Genomic DNA, 13,108 nt, shown 5'->3' on the forward strand with positions numbered 1-13,108 from the left:
TATGAATAGAGCAACTGGGATTTCAAAATTGGCCGATGCTGATCACATTTGGGATGTGGTGATTATTGGCGGAGGTGCTTCGGGTTTAGGTGCTGCTGTAGACGCAGCTTGTAGAGGTTATTCTACACTTTTATTAGAACAATACGATTTTGCCAAAGGGACTTCTTCGCGAAGTACCAAGTTGGTACATGGAGGAGTAAGGTATTTGGCGCAGGGAGATATTTCATTGGTGTTGGAAGCATTACGTGAAAGAGGATTGCTGAAAAACAATGCGCCTCATTTATTTGAAAACAGAGAGTTCATTATCCCGAATTACAGATGGTGGGGAGGTACATTTTATACATTGGGTCTGAAGATGTATGATAAAATGGCTGGTGATCTTGGATTAGGGCCGTCTACGCATATTTCTAAAGAGGAGGTGATGGATTACATTCCCAATTTGATTGAAGAGGATTTATATGGTGGGGTGATCTATCATGACGGACAATTTGATGATTCCAGATTAGCTGTAAATCTGGCACAGACCGTTCATGATTTAGGCGGAACGGTTATTAATTATTGTCGGGTGTCCGGTTTAATAAAGTCTGATGAAGGACTCATGGAAGGAGTGACGGCAATAGATGGAGAAACTGGAAAAGAGTATCAGATTAAGGCCAAATCAGTAGTCAATGCCACTGGTGTTTTTGTCGATGAAATCTTAACAATGGATGATGAAGATCATCAACCAATGGTCATGCCCAGTCAGGGAGTACATTTAGTGATCGAGCGTGATTTTTTACTTAATGATTATGCGATAATGATTCCTAAAACATCAGATGGACGTGTTTTGTTTGCGGTACCCTGGCATGATAAAGTGATTCTGGGAACCACGGATATTCCAAAGTCTGAGCCTCAAATTGAACCGATGGCTACGGAAGAAGAGGTGGATTTTATTTTAGGGATGGCCAAACACTTTTTGGTACGTCATCCCAAAAGAGAAGATGTGTTGAGCGTTTTTGCCGGACTTAGACCATTGGCGGCAGTACCTTCAAATGATGGAGAAGAAACCGAAACCAAGGAGATTTCAAGAAACCATAAAGTGCTGGTTTCATTATCAGGACTGATTACAGTTATTGGAGGAAAGTGGACCACTTACCGTCAAATGGGAGAAGATGTGATCAATAAAGTGGGATTAATATTAGGAGGTACCAAACGAATGAGTACGACTGAGAATTTAACGATTCATGGTGCTGCATACGGTTTGGATTTTGATGTCCATTGGCATATTTACGGTTCGGATTTACCCTATATTCAGGAATTGATCCAAAAGCAACCTGAACTATCAGAACCCATTCATTCAGATTTACCTTATACCAAAGCCGAGGTCATTTGGTCTGTGAGAAATGAAATGGCACGTACGGTGGAAGATATTTTAGCAAGAAGAACCCGCGCATTGTTTTTAAATGCTAAAGCCAGTATTCATATGGCTCCAATTGTGGCCAAATTAATGGCTGACGAGTTGAATTATGATGAACAATGGGAATTAGAACAAGTCAAGGAGTTTACCCAATTGGCTCAGAATTACATTTTAGAAAAGTAAGTTTTACCACTTCATCTTTTTCATCAAATACGAGAGGCTAAATAATCCTGCGAAGCCAATTAAAGTCCAGATACCTGCAGAAGTGTATTGACCGAAAATCCATTTTCCTACCGCAAACAAAAAGGAATAGGTCATCGTGACAGCGCTGAACCATAATCCGAATAGCATTTTCAAATTGGAGGGAGGAGCCTCTTGTCCAGCTTGTTGATATACGGGAGTCCACCAACCATCTGGTTGAATTTGATCAATAAATTGGATCAGTTTTTCAGATGCAACAGGAGGTGTACTCATCGTGGCAATAATCCATGAAATCGTGGTAAACAATACCGTAAAGTAAAAAGTACCTTTATGCGTTACAAATTCAGGTCCCATGGCTGGCGTCAATATCCAATGTCCAATAGCAAATCCAATGAATGGGGCAATCATACCCACAATTTCACTCCAGGCATTAATTCGCCACCAATACCATCGGATAATGAGTACAGCTCCTAAACCTGCACCAGCTTCCATAATAAATTCCCATACCCCGGATATACTATTGATTTGAGTAGTGACAATAATTCCTATGATCATTAAGAACACCGTAGCCAAACGGGATATGGTGATAATCTGTTTGTTGTCTATTTCCTTTTTAGAAAAGAAAGGAAGGTATAAATCGTTTACAATAAAACTGGCTCCCATGTTCAGTTGTGTGGAGATGGTGCTTAAATAAGCGGCAAGGAAAGCCACCAATAAAAGTCCTTTTAATCCATTTGGTAAGAAGTCCTGCATGGCATACACATAACCCAGTCTCTGATTATATGCATAGTTGATGGCCCGTTCGATTTCCGGAGTGGTATTTTGAAATGTTTGTAATACTTCTTGAAGAGTTGCTCCCGATTCTTTCATTTTGTAAATCTGTGCCGAGATTTCCTGATCTGAAATAGCATATTCCGGAGCATAAAGTGATATGGCCGCCAACGCTACAATAATCCATGGCCAGGGACGTAAAACATAATGCGCTACTTGAAAGAAGAGCGTAGCTTTCAATGAATCTTTTTCGGTTTTAACGGCCATCATTCTTTGGGCGATGTATCCACCCCCACCAGGTTCTGATCCCGGATACCAACTAGCCCACCATTGTACACCTACAAATGCCAGAAAAGCGCCAATACTTAAGGAAAATACATGCACATTATTGGAGACACTTTCATTTAAAGAAGGGAAAAAATCAAAGTAAAATTCAGGCAATTTTTCTGTGAGTGTTTGCATTCCGCCAACTTCAGAGGCGTTTAATACTAGAACACTTAATATTAAGGTTCCGGTCATGGCGATAATAAACTGGACAGTATCCGTAATGGCAACTCCTAATAATCCTGAAAGCGAAGAATAAGTGACTGCAATAGCCATTGCACCAAAGGTGTAATAAAACACCTGACCTTCCGGAATATTAAAGAATGTAACCAGTAAGGTGTTTAAAGCGAGATTTACCCACGCAATCACCATACTATTCATAAATATACCCAGATATACGGATTTAAAACCACGTAGTATTTTGGCTTCCTTACCGCTATATCTGATATCAATAAGTTCTAATTCGGTTAGGATATTGGCACGTCTCCAATAACGTGCAAAGAAGAATGTGGTTAACATTCCTCCAGCCAAAAAACTCCACCAAAGCCAGTTTTTGGAAATCCCGCCTTGCGCTACCAGTTCAGAAACAGCCAATGGCGTATCGGCAGCAAATGTGGTGGCCACCATACTGATCCCTGCAATATACCAGGGTAGATTTCGGCCGCCCAAAAAGAAATTGGCCAAACTCCCTTCGGCTTTACCTTTTAGCCGAATACCAATGACAAGTGAAAGGATTAAAAATCCTACAATGATGATCCAGTCTAAAGAAGATAATTCCATAAAAAATAGCTTTATACAAGAATAGTTTATTTCAAATGGAGAATAGAGTGGTGTGGATCAATTTATATTCAGCCTGAATTGTTAATTCAAGATGGACTTAAAAAACTAACTTTGCGGTGCAAATCGGCTTATCGCGGTTTCATTTAATGAAAGTGAGGAAAGTCCGGACATCACAGAGTAGCCTGCTTCCTAACTGGAAGGCGTCAATTCAATTGATGACAGCAAGTGCAGCAGAGAGTAAACTACCTCATTGGAAACAAAGGGGAAAAGGTGAAAGGGTGGGGTAAGAGCCCACCAGTACATTTGGCGACAAGTGTAGCTGGGTAAACCTCAGGCGATGAAAGGTCAAATAAACTTCGGTTTGAGGGCGACTCGTCCGAACGGAGAGGGTGGACTGCTTGATCCCGTGAGTGATTGCGGGGCTAGATAAATGATAAGCTATTACAGAATCCGGCTTATAGATTTGCATTACATAAAGGAGTTGTCTACGGATGACTCCTTTTCCATTTTAGGGTACAAAAAAGGGGAAGCAAACTGCTTCCCCTTTTTTCAAAATAATATTCTAACTATTGCGCTACGAAATCATCACCAGCATATTCTCCTTGCGCTAGTTTTTGTTTGATGATTTTGAATGTATCAATAGTATATTGAACGTCTTCTAATGTGTGCATTGCTGTTGGAATTAATCTCAACATCAATGTTCCTTTTGGAACAACCGGATATACTACGATTGAACAGAAGATACCGTAGTTTTCTCTTAAGTCTACAACTAATTTAGTTGCCATTGGTACTCCACCATCCATAAATACTGGAGTTACCGGAGAGTTCGTTACCCCTAAGTCAAATCCTTCAGCACGTAGTCCTTCTTGAAGTGCCGTTGCAATTTCCCAAAGTTTTGCTTTGTGCTCAGGTTGCGTTTTCATCATTTCCAATCTCTTCATCGCACCAGCAACGATTGGGTAAGGCAATGATTTTGCATAAATCTGAGAACGCATAGTGTAGTTTAAGTATCTGATTACATCTTCATCAGCACCAATAAATCCACCAATCAAAGCGAAAGATTTTGCGAAGGTTCCGAAATACACATCGATTCCATCCTGGACACCTTGCTCATATCCGGTACCACGTCCTTCAGGACCCATTGTACCGATACCATGTGCGTCATCCACAAATAAACGGAAGCTATGTTTTTCTTTAAGCGCAACGATTTCTTTTAATTTACCTTGATCACCTGCCATACCGAAAACACCTTCAGTAAGTACAAGAATACCACCACCAGTTTTTGCAGTAATTTTAGAAGCACGAGCCAACATAGTGTCTAATTGCTCAATGTTGTTGTGTGCGAAAACAAAACGTTTTCCCATATGCATACGCATACCGTCCATAATACAAGCGTGAGACTCAGAGTCATAAACGATAACATCGTTACGATCTACTAAAGCATCAATAGCGGAAGCCATTCCCTGGTATCCATAGTTCAATAGAATCGCAGATTCTTTTCCTACATAATCCGCAAGTTGCTCTTCTAATTCTTCGTGCATTGCAGTGTTACCAGACATCATTCTTGAACCCATTGGGTTTCCTAGTCCATATTGTACACCCGCTTCAGCATCTACTTTTCTAATCTCAGGATGATTCGCCAAGCCTAAATAGTTATTTAAACTCCAAACCAACACCTCTTTTCCCCTAAAGGTCATTTTGTTTGAAATCTCACCTTCTAACTTTGGGAAGAAGAAATATCCATGACCAAATTTCGAGTATTGACCTAACGGTCCATTATTACCCCTTACTTTATCAAATATATCGACCATATCGAAAATTAATTTTCTTTTATAGATGGTTATTATAATAACCGCGGCAAAACTATAATATATTGAAGAACTAGCAACTTCACATATAGATGATATATATTAGTTTATTAGGCATTGACTGTTAATTTATTATGATTAAACCTCCGAATTAAGTTAAATTACCTTAAAAGCAAATCGTTTAATAAAATGGAATTGCTATTTAATTGTTTGATTTGTATGTGCTTATAGTAGCTGTTTGTGATGTGTGAAGGTACTACTATAAATAGAAATCCACATTGTGAAGAATTAAGTAGGAATGGTTAAAAAAATTACTTTTGCACGCATGATTAAAAAAGGGATAAGCTTTTGGGTGGTATTAGTTGTGGCCATTATTGTGAGTTCGTGTTCTGAATACAATAAGGTTTTAAAATCTACCGATTTGGAATACAAATATTCTAAAGCCAACGAGTACTATGAAAAAGGTGACTATTACAAGGCTTACCCTTTAATTGAAGAATTAACTGCGATATACAGGGGGCAGAAAAGATCAGAGAAACTGTATTATATGTTTGCTTACAGTGATTTTTATTTAGAGGATTATCTGTTGGCTTCACATCGTTTTTCTGAATTCACGAAAACCTTTCCTACGAGTCAGTATGCTGAGGAATGTGCTTTTATGAGTGCTTTTTCATTGTACAAATTATCTCCTCCACCGAAATTAGATCAATCGAATACCTATTCAGCGATATCAAATTTGCAACTTTTTGTGGATCGCTATCCAAGAAGTACAAGAGTGGATAGTTGTAATGTCTTGATTGTTGAACTAGAAAGAAAGATTGAGCAGAAGGCATTTGATGGTGCAAATCAGTATAAGAAGATGGAAAATTATACTTCTGCTGTATTGACGTATGAGAATATTTTGAAGGATTTTCCGGATACGAAATACAGAGAAGACATCTATTTTAACATATTTGAATCCTATTATTTGCTTGCAATTAAGAGTGTTCAAGAAAAAAAGAGCGAAAGAATTGCCAAAGCTTTCAAAGCTTATGTTAATTTTGCAGACCGTTTTCCCAGTAGCGAACGTATGAGCATGGCTCAGGAAATGTATGCGCGATTGGAAAAAATGAATGAAAAATTGAAAAAAGATAACGATGACGTATAAAAGATCTGATGCACCATTGACTACAATCACTCGTGATTCTAGTGACTTAGGAGATAAAGTAGGTAACTTGTATGAGAGTTTAGCAATTATTTCTAAACGTGCTGACCAAATTGGTAGAGATATCAAAGAAGAATTGAATGCAAAATTGAGCGAGTTTGCGTCTTCATCTGATAATTTGGAAGAGATTTTTGAGAATAGAGAGCAAATTGAAATCTCAAAATACTACGAAAAATTGCCAAAGCCTTTAGCTTTAGCAATGGTTGAATTTGAAAATGATCAAATTTATTACCGTAATCCTGCAAAGGAAGAAGGTAAGACTGAATAATTAATTAAATTTACGCCTTTATGGATTTAAAAGGCAAAAAGATTTTACTCGGTGTAACCGGGAGCATAGCGGCCTACAAGGCCGCTTTTGTTATACGCAATTTTGTAAAATCCGGAGCGGAAGTCAGAGTAATCATGACTCCTTCAGCCAAAGAGTTTATTAGCCCGATTACGTTAGCCACGTTATCAAAGAACGAAGTTTATAGCACATATATCGGAAACCCGGAGCAGGGAACATGGAATAATCATGTAGCGCTTGGGCTATGGGCAGATGTGTTTTTAATAGCACCAGCTACGGCCAATACCCTTGCTAAAATGAATCATGGGATTGCGGATAATTTATTGCTGGCTGTTTATCTTTCAGCAAGATGTCCGGTGATCATTGCTCCTGCAATGGATCTGGATATGTACCAACATCCGGCTACAACGGGTAATATCCAGAGTTTAAAGGATAGGAAGCATTTGTTTATAGACTCTGAATATGGAGAATTGGCCAGTGGGTTGGTCGGTCCAGGAAGAATGGCTGAACCAGATTCTATTTTGGAATATGTATCAAATTATTTTGCTGGTGATTCGGTTTTTGCAGGACAAAATTGGTTGATTACTGCAGGACCAACTTATGAGGCCATTGATCCGGTAAGATTTATTGGAAATCATTCATCTGGTAAAATGGGTGTGGAGATAGCTAAAGCTGCAGCTCGAAAGGGAGCGAACGTCACAGTGGTTTCTGGACCTGGAACACCAAAAATTGAAATGAGCGGCATAACTCAGGTTTTTGTGCGTAATGCACAATCTATGTATGATGAAACGACTACTCGGTTTGGACAGACCGATGTGGCCATCCTTGCGGCTGCCGTAGCGGATTATACTCCGGAAGAGGTCGCTGACCAGAAGATTAAAAAGAAATCGGATGAAATGGTGATTCGGTTGAAGCCAACAAAAGATATTTTAAAGCATTTAGGAAGTGTCAAAAAAGAGAATCAAAAACTGATTGGTTTTGCTTTGGAAACAGAGAATGAGGTAGAGAACGCGAAGCGAAAGATTGAAAGTAAAAATCTGGATTTGATTGTTTTAAATTCTTTACAAGATAAAGGTGCAGGATTTGGATATGATACCAATAAAATAACTTTAATTGATCGGAAAAATAATTTGGAGCAATTTGAGTTAAAGTCCAAGTCTGAAGTGGCATTAGATATTTTAAAAGCGATTGAAGAATTATCATGAATAAAATTATCCTAGTTTTTATTGCTCTTTTTGTTGGTTTACAGCTGAAAGCACAGGAAGTAAGATGTAATTTAACCGTGAACACCCAACAGGTAACTGGCGGGTCAATTCAGTTGGACGTGATTGAGTCATTTGAACGTCAGGTACGTGAGTTTATCAATGAAAGAAGATGGACGAATGATGTGATCAAGGAAAACGAAAAGATTGAGTTTTCGATGTTGATCAATATTACAGAAGCAAGTGGTTCGGGGAGTTATAAAGCACAAACACAGATTCAAACAGTAAGACCGGTATATAATTCAGGTTATAATACAGCTGTCTTCAGTTATAAGGATGATAATTTCGAATTTGTTTTCTCGCAAATGGACGTTTTGAATTTTAACATTCAGAATTCCAGTGAAAACAATTTAACAGCTATGTTGGCCTATTATGTGTATTTAGTGATAGGTTATGATTACGAAACATTTAGTCCATTTGGAGGTAAAAAGTACTTTGATCAGGCATTAAATATTGCCAATCAAAATGCCAATTCACCATTTTCCGGGTGGAAACCGTTGGAAAGTGATAAAAACAGATATTGGATTGTGCAGAATATGGTGCAGCCGAGATATGAGAATATCAACAAATGTTTGTACATGTATCACCGTCAGGGTCTGGACCAAATGTATGAGAATCCTGCAAATGGTAGAAAAAAGATTACCGAGGCGTTACAATTGTTAGAAACAGTTTACGAGGATGTACCGGATGCGGTAAACATCCAGATTTTCTTTAATGCGAAATCTAGTGAGATTATAGGTATTTACAAGGAGGCAACACCTGATGAAAAGAAAAAGATCATCACTTTGTTAGATCGGATTTATCCTAGTAATACGCAGAACTGGTCTAAGATTAACGACCGTTAGCTCAGTTAAGTAAAGGTTTAAATAGCTTCAAGTTTAGCTACTTTGGTTTTTGTTTGGAAATTCCCGAATAAGACAGTCGCATTTGTTCCTGAGATTTCCAGTACTTCCCCGGTTTCTGTTCCTGTAATGAGTCGAACTTTTGATCCTACTTCGATAGGTTTTACGACTTTTTTCTTAACTGGTAGTGGTTTCTTTTTGATTTTAGGTTTGAAAGTGCTTTTTGTTTGCTTTTTAAGTTTAGCCTTTTTCGTAGCTTCAGTCAGCTTGGTTTTCTCCATAATGAAGTACTTCCGTACATCTTCCATAAAAGGTTTACTGGCTTTGTTGCCTTTCATTTTGTTGAGGAAAAACTCAAGCTTCTTTCCCCAATTGATAAACTTATTGTTTTGCTCAATTTGGGTCTGTTGCTTTTGAATTTGTTGCGTAATATGATGCTGGAGATCTTCGTAATATGAAACAGATTCTTCCGCCTTCTTAGTAGCTTTTTTATGTGTATCTGTGATTTGTTGGATAGATGCCTTCTCTTTTTGAAGTTCAGCAATCAAACGATCCATTTCTACACGTTTAACATCCAAAAGCTTTTTAGCATCATCGATCAGTTCAATTGGAATTCCATTGGTTTGTGCGACCTCGAACGTGAATGATGATCCGGGTTGTCCTACGGATAGTTCAAACAACGGAGCCAGTGATTCGCGATCAAACAGCATACTGGCGTTCACCGCATTTCTTAATCTTGAAGCTTTTAACTTGATATTCGCATAATGCGTGGTGATCACCCCGAAACACTTTTTATTATACAGGTTTTCAAAGAACACTTCCGCTAGCGCTCCTCCCAGTTCAGGATCTGATCCTGTTCCAAATTCATCCAGAAGTAGAAGTGTTTTTCGATTGGCAACATCCAAAAAATACTTCATTCTTTGTAGGCGATAGCTGTATGTACTTAATTCGTTTTCAATAGACTGATTATCGCCAATATCCGTTAGTACCTTATGAAACCATCCAAGTTTGGATCTGTGATCTACCGGAATTAATAGTCCCGATTGAAACATGAGTTGTAAAAGACCTACGGTTTTCAGTGTAATGGATTTACCTCCGGCATTTGGTCCGGAAATCACCATCATACGACTGAATTTGTCCATTTTCACAGATTGCGGAAAGGTTGGTTTTTCTAATTCATTATTAGCTAACAATAGCAGTGGATGCTGTGCTTCAATTAAATCGATAAGAACTTCTTTAAATTCGATATGGGGTTTTAATGCACCCATTTTTTGTGCGAGACGACCTTTTGCCTGAACAAAATCTAACTCCGTTAGAAGAAACTGATATGTCTTAATGAGTTCTAAATGAACACGCAACGTTTTTGTTAGTTCTTTGAAAATTCTATTGATTTCCAAACGTTCTTCGTCTATGAGCTGATTCAGTTCATGGTGAAGCGGCTCGTTAGATTTTGGTTCAATATAGGCCACATGTCCGTTATTTGAAGAGCCAATAATGCTTCCAGGAATACTTCTTTTATGACTTGCAGATACAGCTAATACCCGTTTACCGTTCACGAATGATTCACTATTGTCTGCAAGCATTCCTGAACCATGAAGTCTTTTTAAAATGCGATCAAAATTGACATTGATTTGTTTACGAATAGATCGGATATCCATTCGGATTTCGAACAACTTTGGTGAGGCATCATCTCTGACCTGATATTTACGGTCCAGAACTTTTTCTATTGGAGTGATGATCTCCTTAGAATAATAAGTGGTTTGAATTAACCCAAATAAGTGCGGATATTCTTCTTCAAACGGTTTTATAAATTTCACCAATTGATTTGCAATCCGGCTTGCGTGAAGAAGTGCGATAAAGCCTTCTAGCGTGAGCTGACTTCCTTTTTTATTAAGGAAAACGATTTCTTTGGTGAGTTCTGTGAATTCGAGTCTTGGAAATACGACTTCTTCTTTTTGAATATCAACATATTCCTGAACTAAAGAAAGTGCCAGATCAGCTTCTGAAAGACTCGGAAGCGAATCTAAATTATGAATTCGTTCACTAGCCGTAGGTCCAAAACACAGTTTCGAAAGCATTTTTTTAATGGCTTCGAACTCTAAATCCTCTATCGTTTGTTGATCTGCAAATTTCACGTCAGCAAATGTATTCAGACCAAATCCGTATACCAACAATTAATTAAGGATATATGAAAATGGTACTTTGAGGTAGGTGAAATAGTATTTTTATCGGAAATGTTGATGGCTGACAATAAAAAGAAATTGTAAATTTTAGTTTAGTTTTCAAATTAAAACGATTGTGATATGAGAAGAGTATTCGAAAAAACACTGTTTTTGGGTTTGGTTTTTATAGTTGGTGCTTTGGTATCATGTAAACATGATCCAGTGGTGAGTGAATCAAATATTGATAGAGAATTGTATGAAATGGCTTTGAAAACGGACGGTTATACCTGGTTTAAGAATTCGAGTATTCCATTGGGCAGAAGTTCCGGAAGTGGACACTCAGCACCACTATTAAGAACTCGTTTTAATAATATTGCTTCTGCAAAATTAGATTCCGCTGGTAGAATCATTGATGGATCGGTATTTCCAACCGGGTCCGTGATTGTTAAGGAACTTTTGAATGCAGATCAAAGTCTGGAGCGTTATGCTATGTTATTTAAAGACCCTACCAACCAATATGCGGATGCTAATGGATGGGTTTGGGGATATATATTTCCGGGGGGGGATGTATCGATATCAGCAACCGAAAAAGGCGGAGTATGTATAGGATGTCATTCGCAAAGTGGGAATATTGACTATATGCTAATGAATAAGTTTTACCCTTAAATATAAGGTGTCCACTTTGTATTTATAGGAGCTTCAAATTCAAACTCTATTTCAGAGAATGGAGATTTAAACTTTAACTTCCAGGAATGGAGAAAAAGTGTATCCTGATCATAGGTTAAAGGTTTTTGATCAAAATACGCGGGGTTTTTATAACCGAGGTCTCCAACGATAGGTAACCCAATATCGGCTAAATGGAGTCTGATTTGATTGGTACGTCCACTATGAGGAGTAACTTCCAGAAGAGTTTTATCGTTAAACTTATTTTGAATTTTAAACTCGGTAAATGAGTCTTTTCCAGCTTCAATTTTTCGACCACCAGCGGGTGTTTTTTCTTTTCCAATGGATTTGGTGCTGGAGAATTGATTCTTTTCAGGAGTTCCTTCCACAAGAGCTAGATACGTTTTTGTGACTTGCTGCTTCTGAAATTGTTCATTTAGGTTTTGTGCTATCTGTTTGTTCAATGCAACAAGTACCAATCCTGTAGTATTGGCATCCAGTCTATTGATGAGATGAAATTGTTGTTTGGGAAAACTGGTTTCCAATAATTTCTTTAATGTGTGATTGAGATATCTGCCTCCTGCATGTACTGGCAGAGGAGATGGTTTATTGATGACCCAAAATTCGTTATTCGCATGAATTAGATTCAAGTCATAACTTATTAGAGGTTCAGGTTTATAAGGAGATGTGTGTTGTGTGATTTGTCCTGCGCGTACAGTATGATTAGGAGAAACCTTTTTCCCATCTAGAGTAAGATTTCCTGTATTGATTTTATTTTCCCAAAAGGTTTTATCTACATGAGAAAATGATTGACAATAAACATCAATCAATTGAAATCCATCAAATTTCTTTTTTACGGATAGGGTGAAAACTCGAGGAGTAGGGGGAATGGAATTTATTTTCTGATAGCCGCTTAAGATCGCAGATTTAAAATCAGTATTTGAAATCATATATTATCTCTCAAAAACTTCAATTTTTTTAGTCTTTGTCACTAAATCGGTAAACTTACCATTAAATTTTGTGGCGCGTACCATGTGATTATCGATCCAATGATAGTTACCTCCTCTTGGTTTTCCAAATAGAATCCCATGATAGCGAAATCCGTTGGCTTTAAGCCATTTTTCAGTAACTTCTCTGTGTTCTTCTGTTCTGGACGTAAAGAATGTAATCATATGTCCTTCATCATACCATTTGTTACAGATTTCCAAAGCATCCGGGTAGGGTGCACAAGTGGCCATTCTTTCAGGCTCCTCGTTAGGAATATCATCTGTAATTGTACCATCTATATCAATGAGATAGTTTTTGATATCTTCTGGCAGTGCAGGAGAAAGGTTTTCACCTTTCTCGTTCACCACTTTATGTAAGTTTTTTGATGTTTTCTCTGACATATTACCTATGGTTTTGTAAAT

General features: G+C 38.0%; 11 protein-coding genes and 1 other RNA gene. 7 read left to right on the plus strand and 5 right to left on the minus strand.

What is annotated here, in order from left to right:
* Position 1 precedes the first annotated feature (1 nt).
* Positions 2–1,579: a glycerol-3-phosphate dehydrogenase/oxidase gene (locus tag KFE94_13150; GenBank protein ID UTW65595.1), complete on the plus strand. Its 1,578-nt coding sequence runs from the start codon at positions 2–4 to the stop codon at positions 1,577–1,579.
* Positions 1,580–1,582: 3 nt separating this feature from the next.
* Here the strand turns inward: KFE94_13150 and KFE94_13155 are convergent, their stop codons facing one another.
* Positions 1,583–3,472 (minus strand): Na+:solute symporter, encoded by a 1,890-nt coding sequence (locus KFE94_13155; protein UTW65596.1) that lies wholly within the window; start codon positions 3,470–3,472, stop codon positions 1,583–1,585.
* Positions 3,473–3,587: 115 nt separating this feature from the next.
* On the opposite strand from KFE94_13155, the gene rnpB reads away from it, so the two are divergent.
* Positions 3,588–3,946: RNase P RNA component class A (gene rnpB, locus KFE94_13160), an RNA gene on the plus strand.
* 92 nt (positions 3,947–4,038) lie between these two features.
* Here rnpB and KFE94_13165 read toward each other — a convergent pair.
* On the minus strand, positions 4,039–5,283 hold the full coding sequence (locus KFE94_13165; GenBank protein UTW65597.1) for an aminotransferase class I/II-fold pyridoxal phosphate-dependent enzyme: 1,245 nt from the start codon (positions 5,281–5,283) through the stop codon (positions 4,039–4,041).
* A gap of 295 nt (positions 5,284–5,578) precedes the next feature.
* Between KFE94_13165 and bamD the strand changes: the two genes are divergently transcribed.
* The 4 genes from bamD to KFE94_13185 are packed head-to-tail and all read left to right on the plus strand — an operon-like array spanning position 5,579 to position 8,877.
* Complete coding sequence (bamD, locus tag KFE94_13170; protein ID UTW65598.1) at positions 5,579–6,427, plus strand: outer membrane protein assembly factor BamD; 849 nt, start codon at positions 5,579–5,581, stop codon at positions 6,425–6,427.
* A complete protein-coding gene (locus tag KFE94_13175; GenBank protein ID UTW65599.1) occupies positions 6,417–6,752 on the plus strand; it encodes a DNA-directed RNA polymerase subunit omega in 336 nt (111 codons plus the stop codon). The genes bamD and KFE94_13175 overlap by 11 nt, the downstream gene beginning before the upstream one ends.
* A 20-nt stretch (positions 6,753–6,772) precedes the next feature.
* Positions 6,773–7,975 carry a bifunctional phosphopantothenoylcysteine decarboxylase/phosphopantothenate--cysteine ligase CoaBC gene (gene coaBC / locus KFE94_13180; GenBank protein ID UTW65600.1) on the plus strand — a complete coding sequence of 401 codons (1,203 nt, stop codon included), beginning with the start codon at positions 6,773–6,775 and terminating at the stop codon, positions 7,973–7,975.
* The gene (locus KFE94_13185) at positions 7,972–8,877 is read left to right on the plus strand and encodes a DUF4835 family protein (protein ID UTW65601.1); all 906 of its coding nucleotides are present in this window, start codon (positions 7,972–7,974) and stop codon (positions 8,875–8,877) included. The genes coaBC and KFE94_13185 overlap by 4 nt, the downstream gene beginning before the upstream one ends.
* Before the next feature lie 17 nt (positions 8,878–8,894).
* On the opposite strand, the gene KFE94_13190 is transcribed toward KFE94_13185, so the two are convergent.
* Complete coding sequence (locus tag KFE94_13190) at positions 8,895–10,952, minus strand: DNA mismatch repair protein MutS (GenBank protein UTW68278.1); 2,058 nt, start codon at positions 10,950–10,952, stop codon at positions 8,895–8,897.
* A gap of 225 nt (positions 10,953–11,177) precedes the next feature.
* Between KFE94_13190 and KFE94_13195 the strand changes: the two genes are divergently transcribed.
* On the plus strand, positions 11,178–11,702 hold the full coding sequence (locus KFE94_13195) for a cytochrome P460 family protein (protein ID UTW65602.1): 525 nt from the start codon (positions 11,178–11,180) through the stop codon (positions 11,700–11,702).
* Here KFE94_13195 and KFE94_13200 read toward each other — a convergent pair.
* Together KFE94_13200 and KFE94_13205 are read right to left on the minus strand one after the other, a co-directional pair.
* The gene (locus KFE94_13200) at positions 11,699–12,649 is read right to left on the minus strand and encodes an RluA family pseudouridine synthase (GenBank protein ID UTW65603.1); all 951 of its coding nucleotides are present in this window, start codon (positions 12,647–12,649) and stop codon (positions 11,699–11,701) included. The genes KFE94_13195 and KFE94_13200 overlap by 4 nt on opposite strands.
* Before the next feature lie 3 nt (positions 12,650–12,652).
* On the minus strand, positions 12,653–13,087 hold the full coding sequence (locus KFE94_13205) for a phosphoheptose isomerase (GenBank protein ID UTW65604.1): 435 nt from the start codon (positions 13,085–13,087) through the stop codon (positions 12,653–12,655).
* Positions 13,088–13,108: the final 21 nt, after the last annotated feature.

The sequence above is a fragment of the bacterium SCSIO 12643 genome (assembly GCA_024398135.1).
Classification (GTDB): Bacteria; Bacteroidota; Bacteroidia; order Flavobacteriales_G; family Salibacteraceae; genus CAJXZP01.

Excerpts from the sequence above, each read along its gene's own strand:
- KFE94_13150 (UTW65595.1), top strand. The coding sequence starts at position 2 with ATGAATAGAGCAACTGGGATTTCAAAATTGGCCGATGCTGATCACATT.
- KFE94_13155 (UTW65596.1), bottom strand. The coding sequence starts at position 3,472 with ATGGAATTATCTTCTTTAGACTGGATCATCATTGTAGGATTTTTAATC.
- KFE94_13165 (UTW65597.1), bottom strand. The coding sequence starts at position 5,283 with ATGGTCGATATATTTGATAAAGTAAGGGGTAATAATGGACCGTTAGGT.
- bamD (UTW65598.1), top strand. The coding sequence starts at position 5,579 with ATGGTTAAAAAAATTACTTTTGCACGCATGATTAAAAAAGGGATAAGC.
- KFE94_13175 (UTW65599.1), top strand. The coding sequence starts at position 6,417 with ATGACGTATAAAAGATCTGATGCACCATTGACTACAATCACTCGTGAT.
- coaBC (UTW65600.1), top strand. The coding sequence starts at position 6,773 with ATGGATTTAAAAGGCAAAAAGATTTTACTCGGTGTAACCGGGAGCATA.
- KFE94_13185 (UTW65601.1), top strand. The coding sequence starts at position 7,972 with ATGAATAAAATTATCCTAGTTTTTATTGCTCTTTTTGTTGGTTTACAG.
- KFE94_13190 (UTW68278.1), bottom strand. The coding sequence starts at position 10,952 with ATGCTTTCGAAACTGTGTTTTGGACCTACGGCTAGTGAACGAATTCAT.
- KFE94_13195 (UTW65602.1), top strand. The coding sequence starts at position 11,178 with ATGAGAAGAGTATTCGAAAAAACACTGTTTTTGGGTTTGGTTTTTATA.
- KFE94_13200 (UTW65603.1), bottom strand. The coding sequence starts at position 12,649 with ATGATTTCAAATACTGATTTTAAATCTGCGATCTTAAGCGGCTATCAG.
- KFE94_13205 (UTW65604.1), bottom strand. The coding sequence starts at position 13,087 with ATGTCAGAGAAAACATCAAAAAACTTACATAAAGTGGTGAACGAGAAA.